This window comes from Pigmentiphaga litoralis, from assembly GCF_014651835.1.
Taxonomy (GTDB): Bacteria; Pseudomonadota; Gammaproteobacteria; order Burkholderiales; family Burkholderiaceae_B; genus Pigmentiphaga; species Pigmentiphaga litoralis.
Genome location: NZ_BMXQ01000001.1, coordinates 563674 through 579094 on the forward strand (window position 1 = coordinate 563674; position 15421 = coordinate 579094).

Genomic DNA, 15421 nt, shown 5'->3' on the forward strand with positions numbered 1-15421 from the left:
GCGCACGATGCATCGCGACAACCTCGACAACCAGGACAACCACGACAACGAACACGAGGCCGCCAGGCGCAGCGTCATGCTCGGCGCAGTGACGGCCGGCGTCGCCGCATGGGCAGGTCCGGCCTTCTCCGCAACAGCATCGTCGCCTCAATCCCGGGAGCGCGGCGTGCAGGCCGACGACCTGCGTGGAAAACGCGCCCTGGTCACCGGCGCCTCGCGTGGCATCGGCGCGGGCATCGCGCGGGCCCTCGCAGAGCGCGGCGCAGACGTCGCCATCACCTACCTGCGGTCAACGGACAAGGCGGCCGCAGTCGTCCGGGGCATCGAGCAGACGGGCAGGCGCGGCCTGGCGATCCAGGCCGACAGCGGCGATCCTGCAGCCGTGCGGCGCTCGGTCGCGGAAGCGGTGCAAGGACTCGGCGGCCTGGACATCCTGGTCAATAACGTAGGCATTTCGCGTTCCGGCCCCTTGGCCGAGATGGAACTGGCCGTCATCGACGATGTGCTGCACGTCAATGCCCGTGCTGCCGTACTGGCCGCGCAGGCAGCGATTCCGCACCTGCGCAGCGGCAGTCGCATCATCACCATCGGCTCTTGCCTGGGGGAGCGTGTGCCTTATCCAGGGTTGACGGTGTATTCGATGTCCAAGTCGGCCTTGCTTGCATTTAACCGGGGACTTGCCCGTGAACTGGGACCCCGAAACATCACCGTGAACCTGATCCAGCCCGGCCCGATCGACACCGATCAGAATCCCGCTGATGGGGAGTGGGCGGAACCGAATCGGCGCCTGACGGCACTGGGCCGCTATGGCGCTCCCAGCGACATCGCCGCTGCGGTGACATTCCTGGCAAGCCCTGCCGCGCAGTTCATGACCGGCTCCGTTGTCACAGTGGACGCGGGATTCAACGCCTGATCCTGTGGTCACAACGAGCGTGTTGTTCCTTTGTGCAGCGGCTGCGTCTGACTTCAGCACCACGCCCAGGGCTATTCCTTGTTCGAATAATTGTCATGTCCTGGCGGGCTCTTCTGTCGAAGAGACCCAAGGCATATCTTTCGTCTGGAATCCCGAGCAGTTGCTCGCCGTCCTCATCGAAAGGTACACACATGTTCAGACTTACCGGCAAGCCAGCCGTTTACACCGGCGCCCGCAGCAGCGCCACCCCGCCCAACCGCTTGCGGGTGCCACGATGACCATCAACATTTATGGCGACCTGGGGTCGGGTAGTTTTCGCCGCGTCCGCGCCGCCGCCAAGATCATGGGCGTCGCTATCCAGCACAAGAATATCGATCTCTTCAAGGGGGAAAGCCACACGCCAGATTTCCTGAAGCTCAATCCTCATGGGTTGACACCGGTCCTGCAGGACGGCGACACCATCGTCTGGGAGGCGTCCGCGATCAACATATACCTTGCAGAAAAGGCCAGCTCGCCTTTGCTAGGCAGGAGCGCTAAGGAACGCTACGAAGTTTTGCAGTGGATGTTCTGGTCGGGCGAGCAGTGGCGGGTCTACGCAACGCTGTTGTTCAACGAGCGGGTAGGCGGCCGCGTAGGGGGGCAAGGCGAGGACGCGGCAATCGTCAACCTCCTGCTGAAAAACATTCGCGCAGCCGCTTCGGTACTTGATGGCCACCTGGCACAGCGAAATTTCATCGTCGGCGATGGTCTGACCTTGGCGGACATCGATATCGCGGCGCCGTTTTCGCAGGTTGACCGGACCAAAGCGCCCTTTGATGAATTCCCGAACCTGTGGGCGTGGCAACAACGCCTGTTGGAAACGGTCCCGGCATGGGCGGAGACGAAGCGGGATCTGGACCATCGAATGGATTCGTTTCTGGAAAGCATTGGCATGACGTTCTGACGCGGGCGAGCACCTTTAGCGGACGCCGTACGGCGTTGCCGCAAGTTGCTCCTCAACGAACGCGATGAAGGCCCGTGCCTTGGGGCTCGGGTAGCGCGCGCCGCCCGGCAGCACGGACCACAGGTCGAGGATTGGCAGGCTCCAGTCGGTCAGGACTTCAACGACCTGGCCGCGTTCAAGCTCGTCCTTGAAGATCCACTCGCTGGCTACCGCCACGCCGAGACCGGTCAGCACCGCAGCTCGAACCCCCTCCAACGCACTGATGCGCAGCCTGGGCCGAAGCACCACCTCGGTCGAAAGGCCGTCTTTGGTAAAGGTAATCTGATCGCCGCCCTCGCCACGAGATAGGACGATCGCAACATGCTCGATGAGATCGGTTGGGTCGCTGGGTGTTCCGTTTGTCTGCAGGTAGCCGGGGGTCGCGACAACGATGCGGCGACATTGGCCAATCTTGCGAGCCGTCAGATTGGAGCTGGCCAGCTTTCCCATTCGCAGGGCGACTTCAACGCCTTCTTCAATCAGACCGATGTTTCCATCGTCCAGGAGAAGGTCAAGGCAGAGGCCTGGGTGCTGCGCCATCAAGATCGGCAGCTTCGGGATGACGTGTTGCCGCATGAAGGTGATGGTGCCGCTCACACGCAGTTTGCCCGTCAGAGGCGCGTGTGCGCCTTGGACTGCTTGGACGGCAAGCTCCGCCTCGTCCAGCGTGCGCATCGCATGCTCGTAGAACTTTTGCCCGGCTTCGGTTGGGGTGAGACCCCGGGTCGAGCGAAGGAACAACTGCACATTCAGTTCCTGTTCAAGCTGCGCCACGGCCTTCGACACGGAGGGCTGGCTCCGGCTCAAGTCTTTGGCGGCTGCGCTGAACGAGCGCGTCTCGAACACGCGCACGAACGAACGCATGGTGCTTATGAGGTCCATCGCGAGTCGACACCGGCATCAATGAAGGTGAAGGCCTGAGCATAGCCTTTGGGTGTCCCTTTGATGTCCTTTATTCGTTCTTCGAATAGGTGTTATCGCTTCGCTGGGTCCCTTACGGCCGCCTGCTAGGCGTGACTCACGACCTCGTTGAGTTGTCTGCCGGTAACGAGCGACGGTGTTTCCAACGCTCCCACAAACAATGTCCGATCAAGCACCGCTTGCCGTTCACTGCCCAAGCGGCGAACCTGCGCCATCTCTTGCTCAAGCCGTTCCGGTCCCGTGTAGAACAGCAACTGGTTATTCAAGGTCGCACGCGGGGACGTGTATGTCTCGAAGTTTGCCTTACGCCCCCTGGCATATTCATCAAGCATGCTCTCCGGCTTGTCCTTCCTGATGACCGCGACCAACGCCTCGTACAGAACGAACGCATCAAACAATCCAGCGGTCAGCCCCAGGCCGCCAACCGGATTCGTAATGTGCGCTGCATCCCCCGCAAGCAGCACCCGATTCACACGAAACGACCCCGCCACGCGCTGGTGCATGCGATAGGGCGAGTGCTGCAGCAACTCATACCTGCCGTCCAGCCCAGGCAGTATCTGCGCAAACATCGCCGGCATTCGATCGACGATCCCCGCCGGATCCAGCCCCGCCGGCTCGCAGTAGGTCACGCGCCACTTCTTTCCCGTATCGATTTTTACGATGATGGCGCCGTACGTCTCATCGATCATGAACGTCGCCTTATCGAAACCCAGCGCATCAAGATCCGCCTCAATATTCGTCGCCACCATTTCCTTTGGCCACGTCATGCCGTCGAATGACAGACCCAGCGCATTGCGCACCGGGCTGCGTGCGCCGTCTGCGGCGACCAGCCAGTCTGCGCCAAGTATCTCTTCGCCGTCAGGCCCGGACACAGCAACAGCAACATCGTTGTCATTGCGAACGATGCGTTCGACCCGTGTGTTCCACCGTATCTGCACATTCGGCAACCGCCGTATCTGCTCAAGCACGATCTGCGTCAGCACGTCCTGTCCCAGGTGCACGTTGAAGGGGTATTCGACCAGACCTTCCAGCTCACGGATGGACCACCGCACGGTTTCTCCGGTGCGATGCACGCGCATGCTGTAGTCGTGCTTGACCAGACCCGCTGAAACCACGGTGCCCAACAGGCCAAGCTCATTCATGCCTTTCATGACCGCCCAGTGATACACCAGCGCCCGTGGTGCTTTCGATGGGCCGGCCTCGGCTTCGACCAGGGTGACTTGCACGCCCGCGCGGCCCAGGCCCAATGCGGTAATAAGGCCGACCGGGCCGCAGCCCACAACGATGACTTCGGATGTGCTCATGTCTTTCAGGTCTTCAGATAGTTGCTGTGGATTTCCGGGCGGACCGCAACGGTCAGTCAAGGCTGACGCGCGCGGCCTGGGCAATGGATGCCCAGTCGTTGGATTCGGCGTTTACTACATTTGCCAGGGCTTCAGGGCTGCCACCGACCGGCAGCAGGCCTTGAACGAGCAGTGTCTTGCGCACTGCTTCATCGCCCAATGCGGTCTGAATGGCGGTGTTAAGGCGGCGCGTAATGGCCTCGGGCGTGCCTGCGGGGGCAAATGCGCCGACCCAGGCGCTGCGCGCGAAGGTCAGGCCCTGGTCCTTGAGCAGCGGGACGCCCTTGAAGTTGGGGGACGGCTTGTCGCCCAGTACGGCGATTGCCTTGAGCTTGCCGGTCTCGATGTATTGCGCGACCAGCCCATACGACAACAACGACACATCGATCTGACCCGACACCAGCGCAGTGACGGTCGGACTGCCGCCTTGATAGGGGACGTCAACGAACTGCGTACCGGTCGCCTTGTTGACCTGCGTCATGTACAGGTGCGATGAGCTGCCTGTCCCGAAGTGGCCCCAGTTCAGTTTGCCCTTGTGCTTCTTTTCGTACTCGACCAGGTCTTGCAAGGAATTGACCGGCAGCAAGGCCGACACGACAACGGCCGAGTCCACCTTCACGATTTCGCTGATGGGGGCGAATTGTTTGGCGGTGTAGCTGATGGTTTTGTAGATCGACGGGTTGATGACGACGGTGTCGCTCAGGAACATGCAGACGGTGTAGCCGTCGGGCGCGGCAGACTTGCAGGCCGTGGCACCGACGATGCCGTTGGCACCGGGGCGATTTTCGACCACGGCGGGTTGACCGAGTTGTTTGGTCAGCGAATCGCCCATGCGGCGCGCGACCAGGTCGACCGGTCCGCCTGGCGTGAAGGGCACGATGATCTTGATAGGGCGTTCGGGGTAGGCGGCCGCACCCGCGGACGGAATGCCCGCGCCGAAGCCGCAGAGTGCGATAAGGCCAGCCACGGCGAAGCGAAGATCGGCAGTTTTCATGACGCGGTCCTTGAATTGTTGTCGGTGCAGCTGTCGCTGTCCGGTCCCGGTGGCGTTCACCTGAGCCACCGAGAGGTCTCGTTTCTTTGACGATTGCAGTCTAGACGGGCAGAATGAGCCGAAAAAGCCCCCAGAAGTTGAATCTTTTTTCCACCTAGTGGCAGAATCGAAATCATGGATCGTTGGACGCAGACGCGGCTGTACGTGGGCATCGCGCGCTTGGGCAGCATCAGCAAAGCGGCCGATGACCTGGGACTATCCAATGCGGCGGCCAGCCGATACCTGAACGACCTCGAGCGGCGAGTGGGCGTCCGCCTGATCGAGCGCACCACACGCAGGCTGTGGCTGACCGAGGCGGGCACGACCTATCTGCGCTATTGCGAAGCCGCCGTCAGTGCGCTGGAAGAAGGCGATGCGGCGATCAGCGATGCATCGGTGGAGCCCATGGGCGAGCTGCGCGTGACCACGTCCGTGTCGTTCGCCGTCAATCACGTTGCGCCACGCCTTGCCGAGTTCTCAACGCGCTATCCCAAAGTGAAGATCAAGCTGCTGGTTGAGAACAAGTACCAAAGCTTCATCGAAGCCGGTACCGATGTCGCGATTCGCACAAGACAGTTCGAGCCCGACTCAGGCATCACGGTCAGGCGTCTCGCGGACACCCGCCTTGTCATCGCGGCCGCGCCGTCCTACCTGGCCGAGCGCGGCACCCCGTCGTCGGTGGAAGACCTGGCGCGTCATCGCTTGCTGCTCTACACCTTGGCGACAACCACGTCCGAACTGCACTTGCGGCGCGGAGCCGAACAGCGGCGCTTGCCGGTCGAAGGTGCCTTCGAAAGCAACGACGGGCAGGTGATACGCACTGCCGCCATCAACGGTGCGGGCGTGTTGATCCAGCCCCAGTACATCGTCGACAACGACATCCGCGAGGGCAGGTTGGTCGCCTTGTTTGAAGATTGGGATCTGCCGATGCTGACCATCAATCTGGCTTATCAGAGCAAGCTGCTGCAGCCCGCAAAGATCCGGGCGTTCACGCAGTTCATGATCGAAAGTCTTGCGGCATGCGACCTGACGTCGCGGTTTGATCGTCGAAGCTAGCTCGTCTCTGGCAGCCGGTCACCGCGCGCCTGCAGCGACGAGTCGTTTCTCGATGTCCCGATATCCAGCAGCCCGTGCGTGCTGAAGCGCAGTGATCCCATCCCGGTCGGCCAGGTTGACGTTCGCGCCGGCATCGATCAGTAGCCCGACGATCTGTTGATGACTCGGCCCGCCTTTGCCCAGGATCACTGCTTCAAGCAGCGCCGTCCATCCAAGGTTGTTGACATGGTCGATCGCCACGCCGGCATCGATCAACGTCCTGACGGTCTCGACGTGGCCGCGTTCGGCCGCGGGAATCAACGCCGTGCCGCCATAACGATTGGTGCTTTTCAGATCGGCGCCGTGCGCCAGGGTCAGGCGCAGGATGTCCAGATGGCCGCGCGCGCCGGCGTAGAGATAGGGACTGTCCTGGATACGGTCTTTGGCGTTCACGTCGGCACCGGCCTGGACGAGTGCCCGGGCGGCGTCGACAGCGTTGGCGTGCGTCGCCACCAGAAGGGCGGTTCGCCCGTTGTCGTCGCGTTGGTCGATGGGTGTTCCCGCTGCCAGTGAGCTGGCGATACCGGCTGTGTCATTGCGCTTGGCAGCGTCGTGTAACGCTAGCGGGCCGGTGGATGCCCGTGCTAGGTGAATGCCTTGCATGCTGAAAAGACCCAAAGCGGTAGCAAGAAAAACTCGTCTGTACATGTGCAACGTCCTAACAGGGGGCGGTGGCGCGTTGCGGCAGCCCGCCGAAGGTCCAGCCTTTAATTTGCCCTATGGTAAATCACGCATCCCCTAAGGACTTTTTCGTCCAAGCAAAAGCACGAACGCGCAGCCGAGGGCAGTTAATCGCGGGTAGGCTTCACGTGCTGCGGCTTCGTCAAGACAGGGACGCTTCTAGTTGTCAGCTGACAACCTTTCAATTAATCTACCCGGTGAACCGCGACATGGCACGGCCTTCGCACCCCAAAAAAGAGGTCGAGGAAGCACTCAGGCATGCTGAGCGGAACGGCTGGCGCGTCGAATTCGGCGGCAGCCATGCATGGGGGCGTGTCTATTGCCCCTACAACGACGAGACGTGCCGCTGCGGCGAATTCTGCATAACGTCCGTTTGGTCCACGCCTAAGAGCCCAGGCAACCACGCTCGCGCATTGCGTCGCGTCGTGGACAACTGCTCGATGCAACGTTGGTTGCAGGGCACGGGCAACGACAGTAAGGATTAGCGCCATGGAATACGTCTTTACCTTGAGGTATCAACTTGCCGATGCCGACGGCGATCTTGCCGAATTGGTCGAACGGCTGGGCGAGGCAGGATGCGATGACGCGCTCATAGGGATTGGTCAGCCTGGCCGCCTGGCGCTGGAATTTGCACGCGACGCAGTCGATGCGAATACTGCCGTGTTGAGTGCGCTTGAGACTGTACGATCCGCGCTGCCTTCGGCCAAGCTGATCGAAGTTACGCCAGACCTGGTCGGGCTGACGGATGTTGCCGAGATCGTGGGCGTGTCGAGGCAGAACATGCGTAAGCTGATGCTGGCCTACCCGTCGAGTTTCCCAGCACCGGTTCATGAGGGCAGCACGGCTCTTTGGCACTTGGCGGACGTGCTGACCTGGTTGCAGGCGAGGGGAGGGTACGACTTACCTGATGGCATGCTCGACGTCGCTCGGGCGTCTTTGCATGTCAACGTCATCAAGGAAGGTCAGCGGGTACCGAAGGGAGCATCGAAAGTTCTTAAGGCCCTCGTTGCATGACGAATGTTGACGTCGACCCTCACCGTCTCGACCAGAAAGTCCAGAAACGCCCGCACGCGCAAGGGCACGTGACCGCCTTGGCCCACATACACCGCATGGATTTCTTCCACGTCACCCGGATTGCAATCTTCAAGCACGGGCACCAGCCGGCCGGCGGCGATATCGTCGCGTACCTGGAAAGCGGCCAGGCGCGCCAGGCCGAGTCCGGCGACTGCCAGTCGATGCAAGGCTTCGCCGTCGCTTGCCTGGACATTGCCTGACACGGGCACGACGCGCCTTGATCCGTCATGCACCAGAGGCCAGCCCGAAGGCACGCGTGCATAGTTCGCGCCGAGTCGGTTGTGGGTCGTGAGCGCTTCCGGGGTGGCTGGCGTGCCGCGTTGTTCCAGGTAGCTCGGCGCGGCGACGATGATCATCCGCGTGGCGCCGAGCTTTCGTGCCAGCAGGTTGGAATTTTTCAGCGGGCCGGCACGCACGGCCACGTCGGTGCGCGCTTCAAGAATGTCGACCACTTCGTCGGTTAATACGATATCCAGCGTCATGTCGGGATAGCGCGTCAGGAACGCAGGTAGCAACGGCAGCAGGAAGTGGTGTCCGAACGGAACATTGGCGTTCACCCGCAGCTTTCCGCGGGGCGTCGCATCGGTGCTGGCGCAGCGTTCCGCCTCGTGCATGTCGGCCAGGATACGTACGCTGCGCTCATAGAACACGCAGCCTTCGGGCGTCAGTTGAAGTTGCCGGGTGGACCGGTTGACAAGGCGGGTGCCCAAGCGCTGCTCCAGACGCGCGACCAGCTTGCTGACCGCCGACGGCGTCATGCCGCAGGCGCGAGCCGCAGCAGAAAAGCCGCCCAGCTCGATCGCGCGCACAAAGACTTCCATCTCGCCAGAGCGGTTGATGTCCAGACGCGCCATGTCGCCCTCCCTTCATGAGTTCAACGCACAAATGATGTTCCGCCTCACCCGCTAGTGCGGCTTGATCGGTGAATTCATAATTCTTTCATCGATTGGCTTTGAATTCATCATCAAGGATGTGACGTGCACCTCGGCTTTCAAACATGGACCTCTGCCGCATTCGCCGCCGCGCTCGCAACAAGTGCTGCAGTGATGGGGGCGAATGCGTCCGCTGCGCCGGCCTGGGTTGCTACGTGGCAGGCAAGTCCTCAACCGGTATGTGGACCGGAGTTCATGTTCCCGACCAACATCCCTGCTGTCATCAACGACCGGACCGTACGTCAGGTCGCGCGAGTAAGCGTCGGCGGCGCACGCGTGCGCATCGTGCTGTCCAACACCTATGGCGCAAAGCCGATCGTGCTTAGCAAGGCCACCCTCGGGCTGCCAGTCGGGGAAGGGGCTGTGGCTGCTGACAGCATTCGTGCCGTCATGTTTGGCGGGCGGGAAGCGGCCGTGATCTTGCCGGGCGCATCGTCGCTCAGCGACCCCGTCGCGCTGCCCATTCCGGCGTTATCCCAGGTGGCCGTCAGTTTCCATCTGCCAACCGCAACGGCGGTCCAGAGTTTTCATTGGGATGGCCGCCAGACTGGCTGGATGGTTCCTGGTGACCAGACGCGGGCACCCGTGCTTGGCAAGACAGGACAGGCAACGACGACGGCGCGCCCGTTGCTCTCAGGCATCCAGGTCGAAACCGACACCCTGGCACGGGCCGTGGCGGTGCTGGGCGACTCCATTACCGACGGCGCGACCGCCAGCCTGGACAAGGACAGCCGCTGGCCGGACTTTCTGGCCGCAAGGCTGGCGCCCCGGGGTGTCGCCGTACTCAACGCCGGAATTTCCGGCGCCCGACTGGTATCGGACGGCATGGGCGTTAATGCCCTGGCGCGGTTTGATCGCGATGTGCTGAGTCAGCCAGGCGTGCAGAGCGTGATCGTGCTGCTTGGCATCAACGATATCGCGTGGCCCGGCACAGCCTTCGCACGCGATGCCAAACGGCCGTCGCTGGACGACCTGACCGCGGGCTTTCGCCAACTGATCGAACAGGCACACGGGCGCGGCGTTCGCGTTATCGGCGCAACGCTGACCCCGTTTGAAGGTGCTTTGCCCAACACGCCGCTGGACGACTACTACAGCGTTGAAAAGGACACGCTGCGGCAGGTGCTGAATGCCTGGATACGCCACAGCGGCGCGTTCGATGCGGTGGTTGATCTCGATGCGGCGCTTCGTGATCCTTCGCATCCGGCACGACTGGCGGCAAAGTTCGATTCCGGCGACCGGCTTCATCCGGGCGATGAAGGCAATCGGGCGATGGCGGACGCTGTGGATCTGGATGCCCTCATACCAGGCGCTGATCACGTGCGGGTGATCTCGACAGGCAATGCAGGGACTGGAAAGTAGCCAGCCGGAAAGGCAACTTGACGGCTCTGCAGGTGGTCGCGAACCACGCCAGCGCAGGCAACCGCAGCTGCCGATTGGCAGTCGCTGGCCGAGTCAGGGCGACCAGCATGACAGGCTTGCCTGTCGCCCGCCGTCTTCGGGATGTGCGCGCTTCAACCTGACGAATGCCGGAACCGCCTGCTATTCAGGCTGATCGATGGATGCGCCGCAATGATCTCCATCACGATGTCGAAATACGTGGGGCCTGAACCGGCATCCAGTTCGTCAAGTTGCGCCTGCACGCGCGCCTGATCGAAGCCAGGCTTGCCCAACTTGTTTCGATAGTGCCCGCGCGTGGCCTCGACGCCTAACGCAACGCGGCTTCGTTCCAAATGAAGCCAAATCAGCGTGATCGCGTCACACCCGCGCGCGGCACCGTATCCGCCATGAAACAGGTCATCCAGCGCATCCAGGCTTGCGCCCAACGTCCAAGATTCGCCCGCCATGAAGACGCGATTGATCTCGTCGTAGAACGAGGTGATGTCGTGAATGTTTCTGCCATCAATGATTAACGTAAGGGTTGTCACTTCATTCCGTCTGCGTGCTTTCTACTGGTGGCATGCTGACCACTTGCTGGACGCCGGGGCAGCTACCTGCCCAAGGCAGCACATGGCCCTCTATAGAACACGTATTAATCTGGTTAAACCGCCATCTATGATAAAATTCATGCGTGCTATCTGCTTGGGATAAAATCATAGATTTCGGTTTATAACAGTTAAAACAACTTCTATAACAACATGCCATGCCGAAAAAACTGCGGACGGTAAGCGCGGTGCCCCCACTGATTGCGCAGCGCCTCGAGATCTGGGGGCGGTGCATCCGCGCGCAGCGTGTGTCCCAACATATCCCCGCCGCGGACTTGTGCGCCCGCCTGGGCATCTCTGACGCCACCTTGCGCCGCATGGAACATGGCGATCCCGGAACGGGCGCCGCAACCTATCTCACCGCGCTGTGGATATTGGGCATACTCGACACCGCGGTTCCCTCGTTGGACCCGATCTATTGGTCGGCAAATCCGCAAGCACGCGCCCGCAGGTCTCAGACCGCTGATGACTATTTCTAAGCCCCTCTTTGTGTACCTGCAGCGTCCTGATACCGGCGAGTGGGTGACGGTCGGCAGATATGCTCGTCAACGCGACGATGAGCCTGGCATGTTCATGTATGCGCCCAGCTACATCGATGCCCGCCTGCCATGGTCTGTCGACCCCGTGAACCTCCCGCTCATTGGCGGGATTGAACATCTGGCCCAGCGGTATCGCGGCCTGCACGATGTGCTGCGCGATACCTGCCCGGACACATGGGGACGCCAGCTGCTGCAGCGGGAATATCAGCTGCCCGACAACGCGCACGACAGCGACTACCTGAGGATTGCACGAAACGGTGACCGCTGGGGGGCGCTGGCCACCGGGGCAGCTCGCAAGCCGTCCATTGACGCGCTCAGGAGTCCCAAACTTCAGCAGCTGGATGGCTTGGTCGAAGAATTGCAGGCGATGTCCGAACGGCGGCCGCCCGTGGATGCGCGCCTTCGAAAAATGCTGATGTCGACGCCGAGTATGGGCGGCGCACGCCCCAAGGGCACGTTGCGGGATGGTGAAGACTACTGGCTGGTCAAGCCGATCATGCAAAGCGACGTGGCCGACATTCCAAGGCTGGAACATTTCACCCTGAAGTGGGGAACAGCGTCGGGTCTGAACTTCGCCCAATCCGTGCATCACCAGGTTGGAGGCGCGCCAAGCGTGGTCCGAGTCCTTCGCTTCGACAGGAAAGCGGACAGACGAAAGATGGCGATCAGCGCGGCGTCGTTGCTGAGTGCTGAGTATCCCGGTGGTCTGCGGGCGGGATGGAGCTATCCGCTGCTTGCGCAGATATTGCAACGAATCGGTGCGCCGCTACGCGATCAGATCGAGTTGTTCGATCGTATGGTATTCAATGCAATCGTCGGCAATGACGATGATCATCCTCGGAACCACGCGGCGATCTATGACATCCAGGAGAAACGCTGGCGTCTATCCCCTGCGTTCGATGTGGTTCCCAATCCCGAAATGGAACCGAAGGCGCTTGCCATGCAGGTGTCCGCCGGCCGTTTCGATATCACGCGCGAGGCTGTACTGGCAGATGCCGAGCTGTTCGGATTCAAAGACCAGAACGAGGCTGAACTTCATCTGGACGCGTTGCTCGATACCATTGCATCAGCTTTCCCTACCGTGCAAGCAGAGTTGCCCGCAGAACTGAGTACGCTGCTGCGTGATCGTTTGGCCAATGGCATGAGGCAGCTGGCCGCACGGACCACAAAATATCCATAGGCCGGGTCCGTTTCAGGCAGGTTCTTGAAGTCTGCTTCGCTACTTACATGCCGCCCGGAAAGGTCGTCCCCTCGATATTGTGCGCCACGCTGATCGCACCTTCCGTCCTTGCCAGTTCCCGCGTCAGGGACCGCACCAACTGTCTAACCCACCGATGCAATCCCGTCCGATGTGTCCGGTCATGCCACAGCATGCGGATCAGGATGGGCGGGTGCGTCATGGGCATGGGGCGCACGTCCAGGGACAGCATGTCGGCGTACTGCCGGGCGAGCCAGGTCGGCAAAGCAGCGACGTGGGGGGACGCGGCGATTACATAGGGCACCAAGAGCATCGACGACACCTGCACCGAGTGCCTGCGTTCGATGCCTCGCTCTTTCAAGGCCTGATCGATCGCGCCTTCCATGGGCGATCGTTCTGAAAAGGGCGAGCCGAAGATGACGTGGGTCGAGTCGGCATATTGCTGAAAGTCCATGGGCTGGCCGCGCAGCGGGTGGGACGGGCCGCTGATGATGGACAGTTCCTGGCCGAACAGATCGCCGCCGTGAAGTTCGGGATTCACGTCCGGAAAGAAGCCCAGCGCAATGTCGCATTCCCCTTCGGCCAGCCATTCGCGCAGTTGCTCGGGGTCGGGCAGGCGCACGTGCATGGCGACCATGGGCGCTTCCTTGGCGAGGGCCTGGGCGAGCAAGGGGATGAGCAGGACGCCCACGGAGTCGACGGCGGCAACCGTCAATTTGCCGGCGGTGTTGGCCGGATCGAACGGGCCTTCTTCAGAGAAGATTTCTTCCATGGCCGCCAGGCCGACGCGCACTTTGCCGGCAAGGGCTTGCGCGCGTTCGGTCGGGATGAAGTCGTTGCCGGACCGCACGAACAGGGCGTCGCCGGTGAGGGCGCGCAGGCGCGAAAGCGCGTGGCTCATGCCGGGCTGGCTCATGTTCAGGCGTTCGGCGGCGCGGGTGACGGAGCCTTCGGTCAGCAGTGCATCAAGGCAGGTCAGCAGGTTCAGGTCGATGTTTTTCTTGAGCGGGATCAAAGGTGTCTCCGGCGGGAATGGTCGATTCTGGAACGGCTGGGTGGTCGGGTCAATGACATCGGCCTTCTGGCGCATGACGTTGCCAAGCCCATTGGCGGCGCGAATGGGCGGATTCGCGCCGCTTGATTGGCGAGCCGGGGCTGCGATGGTGGAATGCGTTTCCTCATCTGAACTCAGGCTACCTGCATGAATTCGAATCTAGCCGACTTCCAGGGCCGCTTCCCCGCCACGCAATGGACTGTCTTGGGCAACACCTGGACGCTGCGCGATACGGATCAGGACGCCACGCGTGTTCCCCTGGTGATGCTGCCGGGTGCGGGCGGCACGGGAGACACCTTTTATCGAGCGATCGACACGCTGCGCGAGCGGCGCCGCGTGATCAGCGTGTCCTATCCGGCAGTGGACGATGTCAACGATCTGGCGTCGGGCCTGCTGGTGGTGCTGGCCAAGGCGGGGATCGATCAGTTCGATCTGTTCGGTTCATCGCTGGGCGGCTATCTGGCGCAGATGTGCGCGCTGCGCGAGCCGTCGCGCGTGCGGCGGGTGATGTTCGCCAACACCTTCTACGACGCGACGTGGCTGCAGCGCAAGGTTCCCAGGGACGCCCTGCTGGCCAAGCCGGCGGTCGAGCATCTTGCCGGGACCTTGACGCAACTCCGCGCCTTGCCCGATGACACGGCCGAGAAGGCCGATTTCAAACGGACCATGCTGCATCTGGTGGGCACGGACCAGACCGCGGAGATGGCCAAGGCCGCCTTGCTGGCAGTGCTCGGTGCCAATCCGCTGCCAAAGGTGGACTTTCCGGCAAGCAAGGTCGCCGTGCTCGATGCCGAAGACGATCCGGTAGTCGATGCGCCCACGCGTAGCGCCATGCGGGTGCGCTATGCGGGGGCCGCGCAGTTCCGGTTGGGCACGGGTGGCCACTATCCGGCCCTGCTCAATCCCAGTGAATTCCAGGCGGCACTGCTGGAGCATTTCCGCAGCGAATAGGCGAATGCGGAATGCGGAACACCGCGCGGATACGGGCGGTACGGGCGGTACGGCCACGCCACTTCAGCAGGCTGCAGCAAACATGCATGCAACTTCGACAAGACCGCAGTCTTGATTCGATCAATAAGAAAGACATACAGGAGACATCGACCATGACCATGCAATCGATCCGGCCAACGACCCAAGAGATGTTGATGGGCGTGGCCCGCTTTGCCGAATTGACGCGCTGCAGTTCCGGCCTGCCCGACATGGGTCTGCCGGAAGGACAACGCACATTCCTGAACGTGCTCGGTTTTGAGCAGCCGGAAGGCGAGGGCGCGTATTCGCCGTTCGGCAGCGAGGCACGGGCGCATATCCGCCATATGAAGGCGGGCTTCGGGCTGTCGTTCATTTCAGCCAAGCCGGGGAAGGGCGTGTTGATGCACGCCCATGACACGGTCGAGACCTTCCTGTGTATCGATGGCCAGTGGCGCATCGATTGGGAAGGGCCAAGCGGGGTCGAGTCAGTGATGCTGGATCGCCTGGATTTCATTGCGTGCCCGGTGGGCGTGCAGCGGCGATTCGAATGTGTGTCGCCCGCGGCAGGACAGGACGAAGCGTTGCTGCTGGGGATCATTCAGGGCGAATCGCCGATGGGCGTGTATTCGCCCGAGAGCGTGAAGCGGATGCGCGAAGCCGGAACCTTGGCCGCTTGACGACCCTTATTACACCTATCACCCTAAT

Annotated in this window: 17 protein-coding genes; 10 read left to right on the forward strand and 7 right to left on the reverse strand. The window is 61.8% G+C overall.

From position 1 onward, the window contains the following. Nucleotides 1-7: 7 nt before the first annotated feature. Together IE116_RS02340 and IE116_RS02345 are read left to right on the forward strand one after the other, a co-directional pair. Nucleotides 8-913 (forward strand): SDR family NAD(P)-dependent oxidoreductase, encoded by a 906-nt coding sequence (locus IE116_RS02340; RefSeq protein WP_229827965.1) that lies wholly within the window; start codon nt 8-10, stop codon nt 911-913. 274 nt (nt 914-1187) lie between these two features. Continuing rightward, nucleotides 1188-1856, forward strand: a complete 669-nt coding sequence (locus tag IE116_RS02345) for a glutathione S-transferase family protein (RefSeq protein WP_189609413.1) — start codon at nt 1188-1190, stop codon at nt 1854-1856. Between the two features lie 15 nt (nt 1857-1871). Here the strand turns inward: IE116_RS02345 and IE116_RS02350 are convergent, their stop codons facing one another. The 3 genes from IE116_RS02350 to IE116_RS02360 form a co-directional block, all read right to left on the reverse strand. Continuing rightward, entirely contained in the window at nt 1872-2777 is a 906-nt protein-coding gene (locus tag IE116_RS02350; RefSeq protein ID WP_189609416.1) for a LysR family transcriptional regulator, read from the reverse strand. 125 nt (nt 2778-2902) lie between these two features. Further along, complete coding sequence (locus IE116_RS02355; RefSeq protein ID WP_189609417.1) at nt 2903-4120, reverse strand: FAD-dependent oxidoreductase; 1218 nt, start codon at nt 4118-4120, stop codon at nt 2903-2905. 52 nt (nt 4121-4172) lie between these two features. After that, nucleotides 4173-5153: a Bug family tripartite tricarboxylate transporter substrate binding protein gene (locus IE116_RS02360; RefSeq protein ID WP_189609419.1), complete on the reverse strand. Its 981-nt coding sequence runs from the start codon at nt 5151-5153 to the stop codon at nt 4173-4175. Between the two features lie 174 nt (nt 5154-5327). Between IE116_RS02360 and IE116_RS02365 the strand changes: the two genes are divergently transcribed. After that, nucleotides 5328-6248: a LysR family transcriptional regulator gene (locus tag IE116_RS02365; RefSeq protein ID WP_189609421.1), complete on the forward strand. Its 921-nt coding sequence runs from the start codon at nt 5328-5330 to the stop codon at nt 6246-6248. A gap of 18 nt (nt 6249-6266) precedes the next feature. Here IE116_RS02365 and IE116_RS02370 read toward each other — a convergent pair whose 3' ends face one another. Further along, the gene (locus IE116_RS02370; RefSeq protein ID WP_189614399.1) at nt 6267-6935 is read right to left on the reverse strand and encodes an ankyrin repeat domain-containing protein; all 669 of its coding nucleotides are present in this window, start codon (nt 6933-6935) and stop codon (nt 6267-6269) included. Between the two features lie 242 nt (nt 6936-7177). On the opposite strand from IE116_RS02370, the gene IE116_RS25800 reads away from it, so the two are divergent. Next, the gene (locus IE116_RS25800; RefSeq protein ID WP_229827966.1) at nt 7178-7453 is read left to right on the forward strand and encodes a hypothetical protein; all 276 of its coding nucleotides are present in this window, start codon (nt 7178-7180) and stop codon (nt 7451-7453) included. Between the two features lie 4 nt (nt 7454-7457). After that, on the forward strand, nt 7458-7982 hold the full coding sequence (locus IE116_RS02375) for a helix-turn-helix transcriptional regulator (protein WP_189609423.1): 525 nt from the start codon (nt 7458-7460) through the stop codon (nt 7980-7982). Here the strand turns inward: IE116_RS02375 and IE116_RS02380 are convergent. Then, entirely contained in the window at nt 7931-8896 is a 966-nt protein-coding gene (locus IE116_RS02380) for a LysR family transcriptional regulator (RefSeq protein ID WP_189609425.1), read from the reverse strand. The genes IE116_RS02375 and IE116_RS02380 overlap by 52 nt on opposite strands. A 192-nt stretch (nt 8897-9088) precedes the next feature. Between IE116_RS02380 and IE116_RS02385 the strand changes: the two genes are divergently transcribed. Further along, a complete protein-coding gene (locus IE116_RS02385; RefSeq protein WP_189614400.1) occupies nt 9089-10333 on the forward strand; it encodes an SGNH/GDSL hydrolase family protein in 1245 nt (414 codons plus the stop codon). Nucleotides 10334-10485: 152 nt separating this feature from the next. Here IE116_RS02385 and IE116_RS02390 read toward each other — a convergent pair whose 3' ends face one another. Beyond that, on the reverse strand, nt 10486-10899 hold the full coding sequence (locus tag IE116_RS02390; protein ID WP_189609427.1) for a barstar family protein: 414 nt from the start codon (nt 10897-10899) through the stop codon (nt 10486-10488). Nucleotides 10900-11114: 215 nt separating this feature from the next. Here IE116_RS02390 and IE116_RS02395 point away from each other — a divergent pair, with 215 nt between their 5' ends. Both IE116_RS02395 and IE116_RS02400 read left to right on the forward strand, forming a co-directional pair. Further along, the gene (locus IE116_RS02395; RefSeq protein ID WP_189614763.1) at nt 11115-11435 is read left to right on the forward strand and encodes a helix-turn-helix domain-containing protein; all 321 of its coding nucleotides are present in this window, start codon (nt 11115-11117) and stop codon (nt 11433-11435) included. Beyond that, complete coding sequence (locus tag IE116_RS02400) at nt 11422-12675, forward strand: type II toxin-antitoxin system HipA family toxin (protein ID WP_229827967.1); 1254 nt, start codon at nt 11422-11424, stop codon at nt 12673-12675. The genes IE116_RS02395 and IE116_RS02400 overlap by 14 nt, the downstream gene beginning before the upstream one ends. Before the next feature lie 43 nt (nt 12676-12718). Here IE116_RS02400 and IE116_RS02405 read toward each other — a convergent pair whose 3' ends face one another. Continuing rightward, the gene (locus tag IE116_RS02405) at nt 12719-13708 is read right to left on the reverse strand and encodes a LysR family transcriptional regulator (RefSeq protein ID WP_189609429.1); all 990 of its coding nucleotides are present in this window, start codon (nt 13706-13708) and stop codon (nt 12719-12721) included. 186 nt (nt 13709-13894) lie between these two features. On the opposite strand from IE116_RS02405, the gene IE116_RS02410 reads away from it, so the two are divergent. Continuing rightward, nucleotides 13895-14698: an alpha/beta fold hydrolase gene (locus IE116_RS02410; RefSeq protein WP_189609431.1), complete on the forward strand. Its 804-nt coding sequence runs from the start codon at nt 13895-13897 to the stop codon at nt 14696-14698. Between the two features lie 152 nt (nt 14699-14850). Continuing rightward, nucleotides 14851-15393: a cupin domain-containing protein gene (locus IE116_RS02415; RefSeq protein ID WP_189609433.1), complete on the forward strand. Its 543-nt coding sequence runs from the start codon at nt 14851-14853 to the stop codon at nt 15391-15393. The last annotated feature ends 28 nt before the right edge of the window (nt 15394-15421 follow it).

Excerpts from the sequence above, each read along its gene's own strand:
- IE116_RS02360 (WP_189609419.1), bottom strand. The coding sequence starts at position 5,153 with ATGAAAACTGCCGATCTTCGCTTCGCCGTGGCTGGCCTTATCGCACTC.
- IE116_RS02400 (WP_229827967.1), top strand. The coding sequence starts at position 11,422 with ATGACTATTTCTAAGCCCCTCTTTGTGTACCTGCAGCGTCCTGATACC.
- IE116_RS02385 (WP_189614400.1), top strand. The coding sequence starts at position 9,089 with ATGGGGGCGAATGCGTCCGCTGCGCCGGCCTGGGTTGCTACGTGGCAG.
- IE116_RS02415 (WP_189609433.1), top strand. The coding sequence starts at position 14,851 with ATGACCATGCAATCGATCCGGCCAACGACCCAAGAGATGTTGATGGGC.
- IE116_RS02345 (WP_189609413.1), top strand. The coding sequence starts at position 1,188 with ATGACCATCAACATTTATGGCGACCTGGGGTCGGGTAGTTTTCGCCGC.
- IE116_RS02365 (WP_189609421.1), top strand. The coding sequence starts at position 5,328 with ATGGATCGTTGGACGCAGACGCGGCTGTACGTGGGCATCGCGCGCTTG.
- IE116_RS02395 (WP_189614763.1), top strand. The coding sequence starts at position 11,115 with ATGCCGAAAAAACTGCGGACGGTAAGCGCGGTGCCCCCACTGATTGCG.
- IE116_RS02355 (WP_189609417.1), bottom strand. The coding sequence starts at position 4,120 with ATGAGCACATCCGAAGTCATCGTTGTGGGCTGCGGCCCGGTCGGCCTT.
- IE116_RS02370 (WP_189614399.1), bottom strand. The coding sequence starts at position 6,935 with ATGTACAGACGAGTTTTTCTTGCTACCGCTTTGGGTCTTTTCAGCATG.
- IE116_RS02380 (WP_189609425.1), bottom strand. The coding sequence starts at position 8,896 with ATGGCGCGTCTGGACATCAACCGCTCTGGCGAGATGGAAGTCTTTGTG.
- IE116_RS02410 (WP_189609431.1), top strand. The coding sequence starts at position 13,895 with ATGAATTCGAATCTAGCCGACTTCCAGGGCCGCTTCCCCGCCACGCAA.
- IE116_RS25800 (WP_229827966.1), top strand. The coding sequence starts at position 7,178 with ATGGCACGGCCTTCGCACCCCAAAAAAGAGGTCGAGGAAGCACTCAGG.
- IE116_RS02375 (WP_189609423.1), top strand. The coding sequence starts at position 7,458 with ATGGAATACGTCTTTACCTTGAGGTATCAACTTGCCGATGCCGACGGC.
- IE116_RS02350 (WP_189609416.1), bottom strand. The coding sequence starts at position 2,777 with ATGGACCTCATAAGCACCATGCGTTCGTTCGTGCGCGTGTTCGAGACG.
- IE116_RS02340 (WP_229827965.1), top strand. The coding sequence starts at position 8 with ATGCATCGCGACAACCTCGACAACCAGGACAACCACGACAACGAACAC.